At 68.0% G+C, this 18,486-nt stretch carries 18 protein-coding genes; 16 read left to right on the forward strand and 2 right to left on the reverse strand.

Annotated elements, in window-relative coordinates:
* Positions 1-10 precede the first annotated feature (10 nt).
* The 14 genes from QZ951_RS09820 (at position 11) to QZ951_RS09885 (ending at position 14,984) form a co-directional block, all read left to right on the forward strand.
* Positions 11-310, forward strand: a complete 300-nt coding sequence (locus tag QZ951_RS09820; RefSeq protein ID WP_293000384.1) for a helix-hairpin-helix domain-containing protein — start codon at positions 11-13, stop codon at positions 308-310.
* Between the two features lie 67 nt (positions 311-377).
* Positions 378-812 (forward strand): HIT domain-containing protein, encoded by a 435-nt coding sequence (locus tag QZ951_RS09825; protein ID WP_293000385.1) that lies wholly within the window; start codon positions 378-380, stop codon positions 810-812.
* A gap of 216 nt (positions 813-1,028) precedes the next feature.
* Complete coding sequence (locus QZ951_RS09830; protein WP_293000386.1) at positions 1,029-3,452, forward strand: hypothetical protein; 2,424 nt, start codon at positions 1,029-1,031, stop codon at positions 3,450-3,452.
* An 8-nt stretch (positions 3,453-3,460) separates the two neighbouring features.
* A complete protein-coding gene (locus QZ951_RS09835; RefSeq protein ID WP_293000387.1) occupies positions 3,461-5,158 on the forward strand; it encodes a hypothetical protein in 1,698 nt (565 codons plus the stop codon).
* Between the two features lie 138 nt (positions 5,159-5,296).
* Positions 5,297-6,028 carry a hypothetical protein gene (locus QZ951_RS09840; protein WP_293000388.1) on the forward strand — a complete coding sequence of 244 codons (732 nt, stop codon included), beginning with the start codon at positions 5,297-5,299 and terminating at the stop codon, positions 6,026-6,028.
* The gene (locus QZ951_RS09845) at positions 6,028-6,972 is read left to right on the forward strand and encodes a hypothetical protein (RefSeq protein WP_293000389.1); all 945 of its coding nucleotides are present in this window, start codon (positions 6,028-6,030) and stop codon (positions 6,970-6,972) included. Before QZ951_RS09840 ends, QZ951_RS09845 begins: the two co-directional genes overlap by 1 nt.
* A 63-nt stretch (positions 6,973-7,035) precedes the next feature.
* Entirely contained in the window at positions 7,036-8,259 is a 1,224-nt protein-coding gene (locus QZ951_RS09850; RefSeq protein ID WP_293000390.1) for an iron-containing alcohol dehydrogenase, read from the forward strand.
* 128 nt (positions 8,260-8,387) lie between these two features.
* Complete coding sequence (locus QZ951_RS09855) at positions 8,388-9,158, forward strand: SDR family NAD(P)-dependent oxidoreductase (protein ID WP_293000391.1); 771 nt, start codon at positions 8,388-8,390, stop codon at positions 9,156-9,158.
* Positions 9,158-9,469 (forward strand): hypothetical protein, encoded by a 312-nt coding sequence (locus tag QZ951_RS09860; RefSeq protein WP_293000392.1) that lies wholly within the window; start codon positions 9,158-9,160, stop codon positions 9,467-9,469. Before QZ951_RS09855 ends, QZ951_RS09860 begins: the two co-directional genes overlap by 1 nt.
* A gap of 106 nt (positions 9,470-9,575) precedes the next feature.
* Positions 9,576-11,255 carry an arginine--tRNA ligase gene (argS, locus tag QZ951_RS09865; protein ID WP_293000393.1) on the forward strand — a complete coding sequence of 560 codons (1,680 nt, stop codon included), beginning with the start codon at positions 9,576-9,578 and terminating at the stop codon, positions 11,253-11,255.
* 4 nt (positions 11,256-11,259) lie between these two features.
* Positions 11,260-12,063, forward strand: coding sequence for an SPOR domain-containing protein (locus QZ951_RS09870; RefSeq protein ID WP_293000394.1), 804 nt, complete (start codon positions 11,260-11,262; stop codon positions 12,061-12,063).
* 107 nt (positions 12,064-12,170) lie between these two features.
* On the forward strand, positions 12,171-14,105 hold the full coding sequence (locus QZ951_RS09875) for a S9 family peptidase (protein WP_293000396.1): 1,935 nt from the start codon (positions 12,171-12,173) through the stop codon (positions 14,103-14,105).
* A 166-nt stretch (positions 14,106-14,271) separates the two neighbouring features.
* Positions 14,272-14,529 (forward strand): type II toxin-antitoxin system Phd/YefM family antitoxin, encoded by a 258-nt coding sequence (locus tag QZ951_RS09880; protein WP_293000397.1) that lies wholly within the window; start codon positions 14,272-14,274, stop codon positions 14,527-14,529.
* Positions 14,526-14,984 carry a PIN domain-containing protein gene (locus QZ951_RS09885; protein WP_293000398.1) on the forward strand — a complete coding sequence of 153 codons (459 nt, stop codon included), beginning with the start codon at positions 14,526-14,528 and terminating at the stop codon, positions 14,982-14,984. Before QZ951_RS09880 ends, QZ951_RS09885 begins: the two co-directional genes overlap by 4 nt.
* Before the next feature lie 17 nt (positions 14,985-15,001).
* Here QZ951_RS09885 and aroE read toward each other — a convergent pair whose 3' ends face one another.
* Entirely contained in the window at positions 15,002-15,823 is an 822-nt protein-coding gene (aroE, locus tag QZ951_RS09890; RefSeq protein ID WP_293000399.1) for a shikimate dehydrogenase, read from the reverse strand.
* 4 nt (positions 15,824-15,827) lie between these two features.
* Positions 15,828-16,823, reverse strand: coding sequence for a porphobilinogen synthase (gene hemB / locus QZ951_RS09895; protein ID WP_293000400.1), 996 nt, complete (start codon positions 16,821-16,823; stop codon positions 15,828-15,830).
* A 14-nt stretch (positions 16,824-16,837) separates the two neighbouring features.
* On the opposite strand from hemB, the gene QZ951_RS09900 reads away from it, so the two are divergent.
* Positions 16,838-17,704 (forward strand): sigma-70 family RNA polymerase sigma factor, encoded by an 867-nt coding sequence (locus QZ951_RS09900; RefSeq protein WP_293000401.1) that lies wholly within the window; start codon positions 16,838-16,840, stop codon positions 17,702-17,704.
* Positions 17,701-18,483 (forward strand): anti-sigma factor, encoded by a 783-nt coding sequence (locus tag QZ951_RS09905; protein ID WP_293000402.1) that lies wholly within the window; start codon positions 17,701-17,703, stop codon positions 18,481-18,483. Before QZ951_RS09900 ends, QZ951_RS09905 begins: the two co-directional genes overlap by 4 nt.
* The last annotated feature ends 3 nt before the right edge of the window (positions 18,484-18,486 follow it).

The raw sequence follows: 18,486 nt of genomic DNA on the forward strand, positions 1-18,486 counted from the left end.
CGACGCCGACATGCGCAAGACCCGCGGCAAGGCCGCCAGCATCAGCGAGGCCCGACGCTTCACCGACCTGCCGAGCATCGGCCCCGCGGCGGCGAAGGATTTCGCGCTGCTGGGTCTGCAGACGCCGGGCGAGCTGGCCGGGCTTGATCCGCTGGTGCTGTACCAGCGGCTGAGCGTGCTGACCGGCCAGCGTCAGGATCCCTGCGTGCTCGACGTGTTCATCGCGGCGATCGATTTCGCCAACGGCGCGCCGGCGCGGCCGTGGTGGGATTACACCGCCGAGCGCAAGCAGCGCCACCCCGACCTGTGATCGCGGCACGCGGCGGGACAGATCGGCCAGACTGCGCGCCAGCCGCCATCCTCGGAACCTGCCCGCCATGACCGACGCCGACTGGACCCTGCACCCGCAACTCGCAGCCGATACCGTCACCGTCGGCGAACTGCCGCTGGGCCGGCTGCTGCTGTCGAACGATGCCCACTACCCGTGGCTGATCCTCGTGCCGCGCCGCGCCGGCATTCGCGAGATCCATGAGCTGGCGGAGGTTGACCAGCTGCAGCTGCTGCGCGAGTCGATGCTGCTGTCGAAAGCGCTGATGGCCGTGTTCGCGCCGGACAAGCTCAACATCGCCGCACTCGGCAATGTCGTGCCGCAGCTGCATGTCCATCACATCGCCCGTTATTCGACCGATCCGGCCTGGCCGGCGCCGGTCTGGGGCCGCGTGCCGAGCCTGCCGTACGACGCGGACCTGCGGGCCGCGCGGCTCGCGCAACTGCGCGCGGCGCTGGCCGAATCGCTGGTCGCGGCGGGCTGATTCGCGCTGCCAGCGTGGCGCGCGCGACGGTGCGCTGGCGGCCGTGACCGCGAAAACGCGGCGGGTCGGAAGACCGCAGAGATCAATACGCTACAGTATGGAAATCGCGAATCCGCTGCTACACTCGCGGCCGAACGCGCCGTCAGAGCGCATTCCCGGCCACGGGCCGGGTCGGGAATCACGCGCTGGGCTGGGGTTACGAGACGGGGATCGGGGATGAATCGGACTGTGCTTGCTGCATCACTTCTGGCCGCCGCGATGCTCGCGACGGCCCCTGCGACCGCCGCTCCGGCCAAGGCCGCCGCCGCGCCGGCAGCGCCGGCTGCGTCGCCAGCCAACCCTTACCCGGTCAGCGACGCGCCGTACGGCATGACCTTGCGCTCGGTCTCGCTCGAAGACCTCGCCAAACGCGACATCCTGCCGCTCGGCACCTACAAGGGCACTCCGCAACTGAACGAGAAGCGCGCGTGGTACGACGCGAACTTCTACGCGACCCTCGCCGCCCGCAAGGTCTGGCCGGATGGCGCCCAGCACTACACGCATGACTGGCAGGGCCCGATCACCTGGAAGTTCGCGCCGATTCCGCAGGCCGCTCCGCCGCCGTGCGATCAGCCGCAGCCGACCGGCTACGACGCGGAGTCCTGCCGCTACGTGAACCAGCTGTTCAAGGATGTCGAAGCGCGCGATCCGGCCAAGGCGAAGGAGCTGCGGGCGCAGGCGCGCCGTGGCCGCGATGTCTGGTTCAAGGGCACGTTCGGCAATCAGGACGAGATCTACCTGCACTTCGCCCGCACCGTGCCGAACGGCATGGCGGACATCTGGTACCCGTGGCTCGACACCCGCGAGCGCGCCAAGCGCTTCGAGAAGTACGGCCTGATCAACGATCCGGACTGCACCGAGGGCGACGCCAGCACCTACTGGTGGGACCGTTGCCCGGACGAGCATTCCAGCGGCGTGCTCGGCTACCGCAAGTACACGGCCGACCCGACCAAGGACGCCACCGGCAAGGTCGTGTTCGATCCGCTGAAGTCGCCGTACCAGCCGGACGAGCTGAAGAAGAACCTGCGCTACGTGATCGGCCATCCGTGCGTGCAGTGCCACGTCGGCTTCGATCCGACCCGCCCGCCGGCCAACCCGAACCTGCCGAAATGGGAAAACATCTCGGCCACGATCGGCAACCAGCACATCAACCAGCCGACGATGTTCTTCCAGGGCGCACCGGAAGACTCGCTGGCCCGCATCGCGCTCCAGGCGGGCCGCAACGGCACGATTGACACGAGTCTCGTTGCCAACGATTTCCAGAACAACCCGGGCACGCAGAACAACATCATGGATTTCCAGAATCGGCGCGTATTCACGCACACGATGAAGGATCCGATCACCGGCAAGCTCGAGAAGGGGCGCACGCAGCACGTGCTGAAAGGCGGCGAAGATTCCGTTGGCGACCACCTCGCGCTGATCCGCGTCTACGTCAACATCGGCATGTGCACCGAGGAATGCTGGACGCCGAACTTCCCGTCGCCCGGCAGCTTCTTCGGCGACAAGGCCAGGCAGAAGCCGTTCCGCATCGCCCAGTGCGCGAAGGACTGCGAGCCGTGGAACTACGCCGACGCCAAGATGGACGACCTCGCCGCGTTCCTGATCACCGGCGGCCCGACCTACCTCGCCGCCGCGAAGGATGCCGACGGCAAGTCGGGGCTCGACTACATCGACCTCGCCAAGGTCCCGCAGGGCCGCAAGGTCTTCGCCCGCGAATGCGCCGGCTGCCACTCGACCAAGGTGGCGCCGGACAACGTCCGCCAGGACAAGGCCGCGCTCGAACGCTTCTACGACGGCCACGTGTTCGGCGCGGAAGCCTACTGGCAGCACGAGTTCACCGAAGCCGAGCGGACCAGTCCGGCATTCATCGCCAAGCACATGGCCAAGGACGCGAAGGGCGTGCTGCGCCCGGCGCAGTTCGCGAAGGACGACGTCTTCGGCCAGGACTGGCTCGGCAACGACGAGCCGACGCCGTTCAACATCGTCGGCACCAACCAGTGCCGCGCGCTGCACGACAACCACAACGAAGGCCACATCTGGGAAGAGTTCTCGAGCGAGGACTACAAGCACCGCGCGTCGCCGGGCAGCGTGCCGGAGGTGCTGAACCGCATGGTGCCGGGCGTGGGCGGCACCAAGGTCGGCGAGAAGAAGATCGAAGGCGGGCCGGGCTACTACCGCAACATCTCGCTGCTCTCGGCCTGGGCCACGGCGCCGTTCCTGCACAACAACGCCATCGGCGAGCAGACCCGGATGCCCGACGGCAAGACGCTGGACTACACGGTCAAGGGCCGCATCCGGCAGTTCGAGATGGCGTTCGACGAGCTGATGACCTCGGACGATCCGGCGGTCACGCCGCACCGTCCGCAGAAGATCACGACGGTCGACCGCGACTTCTGGCTCGCCCCGCGCGAGGACGGTCAGGGCCTGATCAAGCTGCCGGTGTCGAAGGGCACGCCGATCGCCAACTTCGCCAGCGCCGATCCGCACCATCCGCTGGTGATGAAGTGCGATGACCCGGTGGAGAACAAGGGTCACCAGTTCGGTGTCAGCCTGTCGGCCGACGACAAGCGCGCGCTGCGCGAATTCCTGAAGCTGATGTGATCGCAGCGATGCGCGCCGCCGTCCTCGCTGCTGTCGTCGCCGGCCTGCTGACCGGCTGCGGCAATGATGCCGGCGTCGCCATCACGCAACTCGCGAAGCAGCCCGGCGCCGTGGCGGCGGACGCGCTGAGCGCGACGCTCATTCCGGCCGACGATCTGCCGCCGGACGGCACGCGCTCGCTGTTCGATCACCTGATCGCGGCCAACGGCCAGATTCCGTACCCGTTCCCGAAGCTGGTCGAGTTGATCGCGAAGCACGATCCGGACGCGGCCAGACCGCTCACCGTGCTGATTCCGCATGGCCGCTCGCTGCTGAAGGGGCTGGCCGACGACACCCACCCGCGCGTGCTCGCCGCCGCCGATTTCCGCGCCGCCGCCACGCCGGCCGCGCTCGGCCTCAACACGAGCGGCCAGCTGTTCCTCGGCTTCGTCGAGAACGCCAGCGAGATCGAGGTGCTGAGCTACAACGAGGCGGCAGGCCGCTACGAGTTTCAGTTGGTGCAGAACTACTGCGCCGGCTGCATTCCGAAGCTGGTCTACGCCAGGCGCGCGATCTGCACGACCTGCCATCAGGGCGCGGTGCCGATCTTCCCGCAGCGGCCGTGGAACGAGACCAACGGCGCGCCGGCCACGGCAGCCGCCATCACCGCCGCCCGCCACGGCGATCAGCCGTATCTCGGCGTGCCGGCGGCGAATGCGCTCGGCGTGCCGGAACGCTTCGACCAGCTGACCGACGTCGGCGGCTTCATTCCGGCGACGCAGCGTCTGTGGATCGATGCCTGCGGCACCTCGGCCGATTGCCGCCGCACGATGCTCACGCTGGCGCTGACCTGGCTGCAGAATCCGGCCGGCTTCGATGCCCAGTCACCAAGCGCTGCCAAGCTGCGCGAACTGCAGGCGGCACACTGGCCGAAGACCGGCATCGTCGTCGCCGAAAGCGACCTGCCGAACCGCGATCCGGTCGAGGAGAACCGCGGCTTCAAGGGCTGGCTGCGCAAGATCACGACGCGGCAGCCCAAGCCCGGCGACGGCGCGAAGACGAACGAGGATCTCGAAGCTTTCGACCGCCTGCCGAAGCTGAAGGCGGCGTTCGACCCGCTGAGCCCGCGTGCGCCGAAACGCGTGCTCGCCGCCAGCGACCTCGACGGTGTCTACGGCATCGCGGCGCTGTTCTCCGATGCCGACCGGCAGTTGCTGGAAACGGCCGCCGCCGGCGATACCGCGAAGCTGCTCGCGGCGGTCGACCAGATCGACGACGGCTTTTTCGCACCGGCCGTCTACTCGCGGGTCAAGACGGTCAACGCGCTGCTGGCCGCGCTCGGCGCGAAGCCGCTCGACTACTGCTGCCTTGACACCGCCGAGCTATCGCCGCCGATTGCCAGTGGCGAGCCGCCGGTGCAGCTGTCCGCGAACTCGCCGCTGCAGCATTACGAGCAGTACTGCTTCGCCTGCCACCGCGGCAACCCATCGAAGAAGCTGAACTTCATGAGCGGTGCCGACGAAGCCGCCGTGCTCGCCAACATCAAGGCCAAGGACGCGATCCGCGAAGCGCTCGACTGGTCGCGCTATCAGGGCACCGACCGCGCCAACAAGCTGATGCCGCCGGCCGATTCGGTGCAGCACGAGCGCCTGCAGGCGGCACTCGCGCAGAACCCGAAGCTGCTCGACGAGATGCGGGCGGTGGTGCCCGGATTGTTCGATTTCTGAATTGTGAGGCGGGAGGCGATAGGCGTGAGGCGAAACGACAACAGCGGAGCCCAAAGCGATGGCCGACGTGGCTTTTCACGCCTCCCGCCTCGCACCTTCCGCCTCACGGCAGCGGCGGAAGCACTGCTGCTGGCTACCGTGTTTGCATCAACCGCCGCGCACGCCCAGCCGGTGTTCGCGCTGATGTTCAAGCAGCAGTTCGGCTACGCGCCGTCGTGCAACGCCTGCCACCGGGACGGCGGTGGCTCGGCGCTGAATGCCTACGGCGAGTCGTTCAAGAAGGCCGGCGAGACGCTCGCCGCGTTCAAGGCGATCGAGATGCTCGATGCCGATGGCGACGGCTTTGCCAATGCCGTCGAGGCCACGGCCAAGGCCAATCCGGGCGCGAAGGCGTCGACACCGAAAGCGCCGGGCGACTGGCTGGATCTGGCCAGCCTGATCCCGCGCGAGGTGCAGAACCGCTTCCCCGGCGTGAAGACCTGGCTGCCGAAGGATGCGCTGCTGACCGATGCCGACGTCGCGCGTGCCGCAACGCTCGGCGCCAAGCTCGGCAAGGCCGACGACAACACGATCTACATTCCGCTGGTCGAGCAGAAGCCGGCCGGTACGGCGCTGATCTTCGCTGCCGAGTTCCGCGGCAAGCCGTTCTACCTGCTGATGACGACGGATCGCCAGCTGAATGTCGCTGCGGTTGCACCGATGAACACGCGGCAGGTGCCGGCGGCGGCGAAGTCCGCGGTGTACGCGAAGTTCAACGGCCTCGCCGTCGACAAGCTGCCGGCGGCCAGCGGCGATGATCTGGATGCGGTGATCACCGCGGCGGTGAAGAAGGCCGGCACCTTGCTGTACGTGCGACTGAAGGGCGCCTGATGACGCGGATCGCCGCACGATCGGTGCTGGCGTGCAGCGTGCGCGCGTGCGCCGCGTGGGCTGGCGGCCGGTTGAGCCTTGCCCTGCGCACTTGCGTGGCCGTGCTGCTGCTCGCGTTCGCGGTGATCGGCACGGCACCGGTTCGCGCGGACGATGCTCCGGCCGCCGCACAGTCGCCTGCCGCAGCGCCCGCTGCCGCCGGGACACCGGCCAACGCCGATGCCTCCAAAGCCGACAAGGACGATTTCGACTTCTTCAGCGACCAGCCGGTCGCCGCCGCCGACATCGTGCAGTTGCCGCCGGAACGGCCGTCGTGGCAGACCGTCGGCGGGCCGATCGCGCTGGCGCTGTTCTTCTTCGCGCTGAATCTGACGATCTGGCGGCTGGTGCCCTTTCCCAAAACTTCCTCGTCGCATTCGATCGACATCAACCTGCGCAACTTTCCGCCGGCGGCGAAGCGCGGCATCGCGATGGCGGTCGTGATCTTCGGCATCGCGTTCGTCTTCGGCGCGTCCGAGATCAGCTACCAGCTGAACCTGCACGGCTCGGCGAGTGCCTATTTCGATCAGATGTCGCTCGGCAAGCTGATCGCGTTCAGCCACGCGCACCTGTTCGGCTTCACCACCAGCTTCTTCATCGTCGGCATTCCGTTTTCGCTGCAGTTCAACCAGCTGCGCGTCTACCAGTGGGTGTTCCCGGTCGGCCTCGCGGCGTCCCTGACCGACGTCATCTCGTGGTGGGGCATCAAGTACGTGTCACCGAACTTCGAGTGGATCAGCCTGTTCTGCGGGCTGCTGTTCACGATCAGCTACGGCTGGATGCTGATCGGCCTGCTGCGCGTGCTGCTGTTCCCGGAAGTGATCTGGGGCAGCGACAAGGACAAGGAAGAACGTCTGGCCAAGCGCCGCGCTGCGGAATCGACCAAGTCGGGCGGCCATTCCTGAGTCTTCATTTCTTCACGGTGCGGCCTCAACGTCGCATCCGGTTTTCACCTGCGGAGCGTTTCCATGATTCCCTTCTCGATCAAAGTGTTCATCTACAAGCTGTTCCAGCTCGCGCTGAAATGGTCGACCAAGCTGCTGACCTTCCGCACGCCGGAGCTGTTCAGCGGTGCCGGTTCGTCGCTGCAGTTGTGCGAGCACATCGCGACCCGGACCGACGTCAAGAGCCTGCTGATCGTCACCGACGCGATGCTGGTCAAGATCGGTCTGCTGAACCCGATGCTGGACAAGCTCAAGTCGCTCGGCATCAGCACCGTGATCTATGACGGCGTGCTGCCGAACCCGACGATCGAGCAGATCGAGACCGGCCTCACGATGCTGAAAAGCGCCGGCTGCACGGCGATCCTCGCGATCGGCGGCGGTTCGTCGATCGACGCCGCGAAGGTCATCGCCGCCCGCGCCCGCAACCCGCACAAGATCGTCCACATGGCCGGCCTGATGCGCGTGTTCTTCAAGCCGATGCCGCTGTACGCGGTGCCGACCACCGCCGGCACCGGCTCGGAAGTGACGATTGCCGCCGTGGTGTCGGATCCGTCGACCACCCGCAAGTTCGCGATCATGGACCCGAAGCTGGTGCCGATCGGCGCCGCGCTCGACGGCGCGTTGATGGCCGGCCTGCCGCCGCACATCACGTCGGCCACCGGCATGGACGCGTTGACCCACGCGGTGGAGGCCTACATCTCGCGCAACCACACGCCGATGACCGATGCCGAAGCGCTCGAAGCGACGCGCCTGATCATGCAGAACCTGCCGGCGGCGGTCGCGACCGGCAGCAACATCGAGGCGCGCCAGAACATGGCGGTGGCCTCGTTCAAGGCCGGCGTGGCGTTCACCACGGCGGGCGTCGGCTACGTGCACGCGATTGCCCACAACTTCGGCGCGTACTACCACCTGCCGCATGGCCTCGCGAACGCGATCATCCTGCCGTACGTGCTCGATTTCTCGAAGCCGGACTGCGCCGAACGCCTGGCCAAGCTGGCGGAAGTCAGCGGCCTGAAGCAGGGCGGGGAAAGCGATGCCGTGCTGGCCGATCGCTTCATCGCCCATATCCGCAAGCTCAATGCCGAGTTCGGCATTCCGACGCAGGTCGACAAGCTCAAGGCCAGCGACATTCCGGCGATCACCGACAAGGCGCTGGCCGAGGCGCACTGGACCTACGCCGTGCCGCGCTACATGGACAAGGCCGAGTGCGAGGCGTTCGTGGCGCAAATGCTGCCGAAGGCCGCCTGAGCGGCGATTGAAGATCCCGTTCCATCGGCTGCGCCATCCCGCGGCCGATGGCGCGGAGTGGCCCCGGCGCTGGCGCCACCCGCGCGCAGCGCCGACAATCCGCATCGGTTTCAGAGATTCGGAATTCCATGATCGTTTTCATCACCGGCGCCAGCGCCGGTTTCGGGGCCGCGATGGCGCGGCAGTTCGTGGCGGCAGGCCATCGCGTGATCGCCAGCGCTCGCCGCGTCGACAAGCTCGCCGCGCTGCAGGCGGAACTCGGGCCATCGCTGCTGCCGGTGGCGCTCGATGTCACCGATCGTGCCGCCATCGCCGCCGTCATCGCCGCGCTGCCGGCGGACTGGGCGGCGATCGACGTGCTGGTCAACAACGCCGGTCTGGCCCTCGGGCTGGAACCGGCACAGCGCGCCAGCCTCGATGACTGGGAGCGCATGGTCGATACCAACATCAAGGGCCTGATGACGATGACCCACGCGCTGCTGCCGGGCATGGTGGCGCGCGGCCGCGGCCACGTGATCAACATCGGCTCCACCGCCGGCGAGTGGCCGTATCCGGGCGGCAACACCTATGGCGCGACCAAGGCCTTCGTCCGCCAGTTCACCTTGAACCTGCGAGCCGATCTGGTCGGCACCGGCGTCCGCGCCACCGACATCGAGCCCGGCCTGTGTGGCGGCACCGAGTTTTCCGCCGTGCGCTTCCACGGCGATCAGGCCAAGGCCGATGCGGTCTATGCCGGCACCGTGCCGCTGACGGCCGACGACATCGCCGAAACCGTGCTGTGGGTCGCGAGCCGGCCGGCGCACATCAACATCAACCTGCTGCAGCTGATGCCGGAATGTCAGGCGATCGGCCCGCTGGCGATCAAGCGCCAGCCGCTGCCCGGCGCGGCCTCGACCTGATGGCCGCGTTCAAGGATTCCGGCGTCATCGTCATCGACGACGACGAGTACCACTGGCAGGTGCGCCACTGGATCGGCGGGCCGCTGAAGGGCGGCGGCTGCGGCGGCCTGTCGGTGACCGTGTCGACCGATCCGGGCAAGCGCCGCGAACTGATCGTCGAGTTCCCGTTCGTCGAGTTCGGGCACGGCAAGCCGAAGTCCGAAGTGCAGTTCGCCAAGCGTCTGCAAGGCTGCATCGAAGCGGCGATCGCCGACGGCTACCGCCCGAATTCGCGCGGCCGGCCGTGGATCTGGGAAGCCGAGCCGGCCTGAGCGCGCCTCCTTCCTCCGCGTGCGAGGCAGGCGATCAGTGCCTTGCCCCGTACAATGTTGTCCTCACTTCTGAAGCACGGCCACCCGGCCGATTGACCGCGTCCCGATGAAATCCCAACTGCAGGACCTGCTGCGCACCGCCCTCGCCACCGTGCTCGCCGGCACCGATGTGCCCGCGCCGCGCGAGATCCTCGTCGAACCGGCGAAGGACAAGAAGAACGGCGACTTCGCGACCAACCTCGCGCTGACCCTGGCCAAGCCGCTCGGCAAGCCGCCGCGCGCCGTGGCGGAAGCGATCGTCGCGGCCCTGCCGGCGGGCGGCATCGTGTCGAAGGTCGAGATCGCCGGCCCGGGCTTCATCAACTTCTTCCTCGCGGCCGGCGCGCTGCAGCAGATCGTGGTCGAGATCCTGAACGCCGGCGACGCGTTCGGCATCGACCGCTCGGGCGCCAAGGGCAAGGCGATGGTCGAGTTCGTCTCGGCCAATCCGACCGGCCCGCTGCACGTCGGCCACGGCCGCGGTGCGGCGGTCGGCGACTGCATGGCGCGCGTGCTCGCCGCCGCCGGCTGGCAGGTGACGAAGGAGTTCTACTACAACGACGCCGGCAACCAGATCGCCAACCTCGGCGTGTCGGTGCAGGCGCGGGCCAAAGGCATCAAGCCGGGCGATGCCGGCTGGCCGGAAGACGGCTACCGCGGCGACTACATCGACGACGTCGCCAAGGCCTACCTCGCCGGCGAAACCGTCACCGCCGACGACCGCGCGGTGACCGCGAAGGCCGACGCCGACGATCTCGACGCGATCCGCGACTTCGCCGTGGCCTATCTGCGCCGCGAGCAGGATCTGGACCTGCGCGCGTTCGGCGTGAAGTTCGATGTCTACTACCTCGAATCGTCGCTGTACGCCGATGGCAAGGTCGACAGCACCGTGGCCGCGCTGCAGGCCAGCGGCCACACCTTCGAGGAAGGCGATGCGCTGTGGCTGCGCACCACCGCGTTCGGTGACGACAAGGATCGCGTGATGCGCAAGCGCGAAGGCGGCTACACCTACTTCGTGCCGGACGTCGCCTATCACGTCAACAAGTGGCAGCGCGGCTTCGTCCGCGTGATCAACGAGCAGGGCGCCGACCACCACGGCACCATCGCCCGCGTGCGCGCCGGCCTGCAGGCGCTCGACATCGGCATTCCCAAGGGCTACCCGGAATACGTGCTGCACCAGATGGTCACCGTGATGCGCGGCGGCGAGGAAGTGAAACTGTCGAAGCGCGCCGGTTCCTACGTGACCCTGCGCGACCTGATCGACGAGGCCGGGCGCGACGCCACGCGCTACTTCCTCGTCGCCCGCAAGAGCGATTCGCAGCTGATCTTCGACATCGACCTGGCGCGCGCGCAGACCAACGACAACCCGGTCTATTACATCCAGTACGCCCACGCCCGCGTCTCGGCGGTGTTCCGGCAGCTGGCCGAGCGCGGCCTGCGCTACGACGCGGCCGCGGGCCTTGCGGCACTCGATCAGCTGACCGAAGCCGATGCCGTGGCGCTGGTCGCGCTGCTCGGCCGCTTCGCCGAGACGGTGCAGTCGGCTGCGCAGAATCTCGAGCCGCACGTCGTCGCCCAGTACCTGCGCGATCTCGCCGCCGCCTTCCATGGCTACTACCACGCGGTGCCGTTCCTGATCGATGACGAGGCCCTGCGCAACGCCCGTCTGGCGCTGGCGCTGGCCACCCAGCAGGTGCTGAAGAACGGGCTCGACCTGCTCGGCGTTTCCGCACCGGACCGGATGTAGGCCCGTGGCCCGCGACTACGCCAAGCCGCGCCACCCGAACGCCAACCGCAATCGCGGCAACGGCAACGGTCAGCCGGGCAATCGCCGCGGATCGTCGTCCGGCGGCGGAGGCAGCAGCGGACGCGACCTGCCGGGCTGGGTCTGGCTAGTCGTCGGTCTGGCGATAGGGCTGGTCGTTGCCGCGTTCGTCTACATCGACCGGCCGTCGCACCGCACCGCGCTCGGCGAAGGCGCTGCTTCGAGCGCCGCAGCCGCGGGTCCGGCCGCATCCGCCAGGGATCGCGACGCGGGAAAGTCCGATGACGCCGGCAAGGGTGAAGCGAAGGGCAGTGACCGCAAGGACACCGCTGCCGCCGACAAGCCGGCGCCGAAAGAGCCGGTCAAGGACAGCGCGGCAGCCGGCAGCGGCGCCGTGGCCGTGCCGGACAAGGTGCCGTCGCGCTATTCGTTCTACAACGAGCTGCCGAAGATCGAAGTGACGATCCCGCGCGAGTACTCGCGCCCGGCACCGGTCGGCAAGCCGCCGAAGGCGCCGCCGCCGGACGTCAAGCAGGCGCTGGCCGATCCGGGTGGCGCGTATCTGGTGCAGGTCGGCGCGTACAAGTCGCGCGACGAGGCCGACAAGCAGCGCGCCAGCCTCGCGCTGATCGGCTACGAATCGCGCATCGAGCAGGTCACCCTGACCGAACGCGACACCCGCTTCCGCGTGCGCATCGGCCCGCAGCCGACGCTGGCGGCGGCGCAGTCGGTGCTGGCGAGGCTGGAGAGCAACAAGATCAAGGGCTTTCTGGTCAAGATCAAGGATTGAGTCGGCATGCGACGCCGATCAAGCCCGCACCGATCCCGGCAACACGGCGCGTGAAGTTTTGACCGCGGCGCAGTATTTTCGGAGCTGATCCCTCGCCGAGATTCCCCGTGTCCCTGTCGAAGTTCGCCGGCACCGCGCTGGCCGTTGCCCTGTTGCCTCTGGCTGCCTCTGCGGCCGATCCGGTCAAGCGCGTCGAGCGCGGCGCGCTGGTGATCGAAGGCATTCCGGAGATTCCGCCGGCGCTGGCCGAGCGCACCAACCGCTACCAGCAGTCGCGCGGCGCGACGCTCGAAGGCTGGCTCGCCGACGGCAGCCTGCTGATCTCGACCCGCTTTGGCGAAACCGCGCAGATCCACCGGGTGCTGGCACCGGGTGCGGCGCGTACCCAGCTGACGTTCTTTCCGGAGCCGATCAATGGCGCCTCGCCATCCCCGGACGGCAAGGGCTTCCTCTTCGGCAAGGACAACGGCGGCAACGAGTTCTTCCAGCTCTACTTCCACGATCTGGCCAGCGGCGAGTACCGCCTGCTGACCGATGGCAAGTCGCGCAACACCGGCGGGCTGTTCGCCGAGACCGGCGAGCAGTTCGCGTTCAGCACCACGCGCCGCAACGGCCGCGACAGCGACATCCATCTCGCCACGCCTTCACAGCCGGGCTCGACGCCGCTGGTCGAGGCCGAAGGCTCGTGGAGCGCGGTGGACTGGTCGCCGGATGGCCGTACCCTGCTGGTCGGCCGCTACATCTCGGCGCAGGAAAGCGAGCTGTATCTGGTGGACGTGCAGAGCCGCGAGCGTCGCCGCTTCCACCCGGCGAACACGCCGATCGCGTTCAGCAACGCCCAGTTCGCGAAGGACGGCAAGGGCATCTACTACATCTCCGACGAAGGCTCGGACTTCCAGCAGCTGCGCTACGAGCGTCTCGACGGCAGCGGCGCGAAAGTGCTGACCGCCGACCTGCCGTGGGATGTCGATGGCCTCGAACGCTCGCCGGACGGCCGCTGGCTGGCCTACACCGCCAATGTCGATGGTGCGAGCCAGCTCAAGCTCATCGACCTGAAGACCGGCAAGCCGGCCGCCGTGCCCGCGATTCCGGTCGGCCTGATCGGGTCGCTGAGCTTCGACCACGCCGGCAAGCGCCTCGGCTTCGTGCTGAACAGCCCGCGCTCGGCCAGCGACGTCTTCTCGTTCGTCCCCGGCAGCAACAAACCGGCGCTGACCCGCTGGACCACCAGCGAAACCGGCGGGCTCAAGGCCGAGACCTTCACCGAGCCGACCCTGATCCGTTACCCGAGCTTCGATGGCCGCAGCATCCCGTCGTTCCTGTACACGCCGAAGGGCGCAGGCCCGCATCCGGTGCTGATCTCGATCCACGGCGGGCCGGAAGGGCAGTCGCAGCCGAGCTACAACCCGACCACCGAATTCTTCGTGCGCGAACTCGGCATCGCCGTGCTGACGCCGAACGTGCGCGGCTCCACCGGCTACGGCAAGACCTATCTCGGGCTCGACAACGGTTACCAGCGCGAGGACTCGGTCAAGGACATCGGCGCACTTCTCGACTGGATCGCGAAGCAGCCGAACCTTGATGCGAAGCGCGTGGTGGTGGCCGGCGGCTCGTACGGCGGCTACATGACGCTCGCCGCGATGACCCACTACAACGATCGCCTCGCCGGCGGCATCGACACCGTCGGCATCTCGAACTTCGTCACCTTCCTGACCAACACCCAGGACTATCGCCGCGACCTGCGCCGGGTCGAATACGGCGACGAGCGCGACCCGCAGATGAAGGCCTTCCTCGAGCGGATCTCGCCGCAGACCCATGCTGCGAAGATCACCAAGCCGATGCTGATCGTGCAGGGCCTGAACGATCCGCGCGTGCCGTACACCGAAAGCGAGCAGATGGTCGCGACGATCCGGGGCAACGGTGGCGAAGTCTGGTATCTGCTGGCCAAGGACGAGGGCCATGGCTTCCGCAAGAAGGGCAACCGCGACTACAACAGCAACGCCATCGTGCTGTTCTTGCAGAAGATCATCGGCACGCCCTGATCGGGGCCTGATTCAAGCCTGATCCGGACGGGACCCGGAACCGCCTGCCGTCACCGCACCTCGACGGCAGGCGGCGCTTGATCCAACGGCCGAGTGCTTGACCGCAATCCGCGCCCCGAATACCGTGTGACCCCATGTAGTCACATGGTATTCGGAGGCATCCAGCATGAACACGCTGCAAGTTCGCGAAGCCAAGGCCGCGTTTTCATCGCTGATCGCGGCGGCCGAGAACGGCCAGCCGACCATGATCACGCGCCACGGCCAGCCGATGGCGATGGTCGTGCCGGTCGCAGAAGGCCGCAAGCTGTATCCGGACAACCAGCCGAGCTTCGCCGACTACCTGCTGGCGATTCCGGAGAGTTTCGACGAGCCCGACGTTGCGCCCGAGCGGAACACCGCGCCGCTGCGTGACATCGACCTGTGAGCCGCGCCGCTACGGAAGGCTATTTGCTCGATACCAGCGTGCTGTCGGCTTTCGCGCCGGACCGCGCCGCCGTGTCGCCCGAACTTGGGATCTGGCTGCGGGCGGCGAGTGATCGCCTGTTCGTGCCGTGCATCGCGGTGGCCGAACTCGAACAGGGCATCGCCAAACTGCATCGCGCCGGCGGCGTGGCGCGGGCAGCGCGACTGTCGATCTGGCTCGACGGGCTGCTGAAGCACTACGGAGACCGCGTGCTGCCGCTCGATGCTGCCGTCAGCCGGGTGCTCGGCCGCATGGCCGATGCCGCGGTCGCAAGCGGCCAGCATCCCGGCTTCCCCGATGCGGCGATCGCGGCTTTGGCGAAACATCACGCCTTGCTCGTGCTGACGCGCAATACCCGCCACTTCGATGCGCTGGGCGTCGCGAACGCGGACCCGTTTGTCGCGCCGCCGACGTAAGCGGGAACCGAGCCGCGCTAGCCGCGCAGGTCTGCCAGCACCGCCGACGTTTCCGGCCGAACGCCGCGCCAGCGCTGGAACGCTTCGGCGGCCTGTTCGACCAGCATGCCGAGGCCATCGCTCAGGCGGCTGGCGCCCTGCGCGGCCGCCCAGTCGAGGAATGGACGCGACGCCGGCCCGTAGTTCAGGTCGTAGGCAGTCGCACCCGGCGCGAAAAGACCCGGCGGCAGGCGTGGTACTTCGCCCTTGTGGCCGGCGCTGGTGGCGTTCAGCACAAGGTCGTACTGATCGCCCTTCAGCGACAGGTGCGTGCGCGGCACGATGTTGCCGAGCGGCTTCAGTGCGGCGGCGATCTCTTCCGGCTTCCACGGGTTGCGGTTGGAGATCGCGACGATCGCCGGCTGCTCGGCCAGCAGCGGCGCGAGGATGCCGCGGGCGGCACCGCCGGCGCCGAGCACCAGCACGCGCTTGCCCGCGATCGCCACGCCGAGGTTGGCGACGAGATCGCGCACCAGCCCGGCACCATCGGTGTTGTCGCCATGCCAGCCGGTGGCGGTGCGGATGAGCGTGTTGACCGCACCGGCGGCAACGGCAGCGTCCGAGCGGGTTTCGCTCAGTGCGAAACCGGCCTGCTTGTGCGGCACGGTCAGGTTGAAGCCGGCCCAGGCGTCGGCGTGGAAGCGGGCGAGCGACGGCGCCAGTTCGTCCGGCGCGATTTCGTAGGCCTCGTACAGCAGCTTCTGGTTCAGGCTTGCGGCGAACGCCGCGTGGATGCGCGGGGACTTCGAATGGGCGATCGGCTGGCCGAGCACGCCGTAACGACTGACGTCAGCATTCATGCGATCAGGCGTCCTTCAGCCACTGCGCGGCCTGCTTCGAGAAATAGCTCAGGATCATGTCGGCGCCGGCGCGGCGGAAGCACAGCAGCGATTCCATCACCACCTTCTTCTCGTCCAGCCAGCCGTTCTGGGCCGCGGCCTTCAGCATCGCGTACTCGCCGGAGACCTGATACGCCGCCACCGGTACGCCGAACTCGTCCTTCACGCGGCGGATGATGTCGAGATACGGCATGCCCGGCTTGACCATGACGATGTCCGCACCCTCGGCGATGTCGAGGCCGACTTCGCGCAGCGCCTCGTCGCTGTTGGCCGGGTCCATCTGGTAGGTGCGCTTGTCGCCCTTGAGGGCGGCGGCCGAGCCGACGGCATCGCGGAACGGGCCGTAGAAGCCGCTGGCGTATTTCGCCGCGTAGCTCAGGATCATCGTGTTGTGGCGGTTGTCGCGCTCCAGCACCGAACGGATGGCGCCGACTCGGCCATCCATCATGTCTGAAGGTGCGACGACATCGGCCCCGGCGCGCGACAGCACCACCGCCTGCTTGCGAAGCGCCTCGACCGTGATGTCGTTGGCGACGTAGCCGGCTTCGTCGAGGATGCCGTCGTGGCCGTGGCTGGTATACGGATCGAGCGCGATGTCGACGATGACGCCGAGCTCCGGGCAGGCGTCCTTCACGCGCTTGATCGCGCGCGGAATCAGGCCGTCCGGGTTCAGCGATTCGCTGCCGACCTCGTTCTTCAGGTGCGGTGGGATCACCGGGAACATCGCCACCGCCGACACGCCGAGCGCCGCCAGTTCACGGCATTCGGCGACCAGCTGGTCGAGATCGCGGCGGATCTGGCCCGGCATCGAGGCGATCGGCCCGCGCAGATCGCCTTCGGCCACGAACAGCGGCTGGATCAGCTGGCCGGCGGCAAGGCGGGTCTCGCGCGTGAGTTCCCGCGAAAAGGCGGCGGCGCGCGCACGGCGCGGACGGGTGGCGGGATACGCGGTGTGGATCACGGCAGGCTCGCTCGGTGGTGAAGCGCAAGTATAGTCGCCGGCCTCGAGGGGCCGGTCGCGATGACCGGCGCGGACGGTGCATCACCGGGCAGGATCGCGGCCCGTCGCCGACGGCCGATGGCGGATCAGGCCGAATCGATGCCCGGCCAACGAGAGATCGACGAGAGATCGGCGGCGGATCGGCGGCAGGTCGACGGAGGATCGGCCAGCCGCGCACGGTCTTTCACCCAGTTTCCACGAGGCACTTGCTATCATCCGTGTCGATCGTTTCCAAGACGAAATCCCCTTCGAACATGAGCCTCACCAGCGCCGATTCCGAGCGTCTCGTTCGCCTGCTGGCCGATACCGGCGCAGGCGATCAACGCGCGTTCGCGCAGCTCTACGAGGCCTGCAGTTCGCATCTGTTCGGCTTGCTGCTGCGTATGCTCAAACGTCGGGATTGGGCTGAGGAAGCGCTGCAGGATTGCTTCCTCCGGGTCTGGCAGAAAGCCGACACCTACGCGCCGGAAAAGGGCGCGCCGCTGACGTGGCTGATGACGGTGGCTCGCTACCGCGCGCTGGACCTCATCCGCATGAAGCGGCCGGAAGTGGAAATGCCGGAGGAAGGCGAGGAAGCGCCGATGACCTTCGCCGATGTCGGCGAAAGCCCGGAAGATCGGGCAGTGGAACGGGAAGGTCTGGGCATGCTGCGGGATTGCATGCGCGACTTGCAGAGCGAGCAGAAGCGCAGCGTGCCGCTCGCGTATTACGAGGGTTACACCCATCAGGAGCTGGCACGCGTGATGAATGCGCCACTCGGAACGGTGAAGAGTTGGGTGCGGCGCGGCCTGACGCGTCTGCGCGAATGTCTTGATGGAACGGTGAGCGGCGGCACGAGATGAAGGTTCAGAACGCCCAGTTGCGCCAGATGCTGGCTGCCGAGTACGCCCTCGGCACGCTGCGCGGACGCGCCCGCCGCCGGTTCGAGAAGCTGGTGCAGAAGGATCACGACCTTCGGGCGGTCGTCACGCTGTGGGAAACCCGGCTCGCCGGCCTGGCCGATGACGTGCAGCCGGTGGCACCGGCGCCGTCGGTGTGGCAGTTCATCCAGCAGCGCATCGGTCCGGCCCCCGAAGCGGCACCGGCGCCACGCGCCACGGTCACGCCGATCCGCAAGCCGGCCGCCGCGACGCCGCCAGCGGCAGCGCCGAAGCCGCCGCCGCCGTGGCGCATTCTCGCCGGGCTTGCGACGGCGGCCGCGGTGGTGCTTGCCGTGCTGTTCGGTTCGCGCGTCGGCACGCCGCCGGTGGTGGCCACGGCGCCGCCCGCTGCCTCGCCGGTGGTGCCGCAGACGATCTACGTGTCGCTGCTGCGTCTGCCGGAATCGGACATGCAGTGGACGCTGTCGGTGAAACCGCAGCTCGATCAGGTCATTGCCGTCGCCAGCGGTGCCTATCCGAAGCTCGGCGAGCACAGCCTGGAACTGTGGCTGATCACCGACGCCGGCCCGGTGTCGCTCGGCCTGCTGCCAACCGCCGGCGAAGGCCAGTTGAAACTGCCGCCTGGCGTCGGCGGCGAGCGCCTGACCCTGGCGGTCAGCCTGGAACCGGTCGGCGGCTCGCCGACCGGCAAGCCGACCGGCCCGGTGCTGACATCCGGCCCGGCGATCAAGGCGGCCTGATCC

This window comes from Nevskia sp. (genome assembly GCF_021732705.1).
Classification (GTDB): Bacteria; Pseudomonadota; Gammaproteobacteria; order Nevskiales; family Nevskiaceae; genus Nevskia.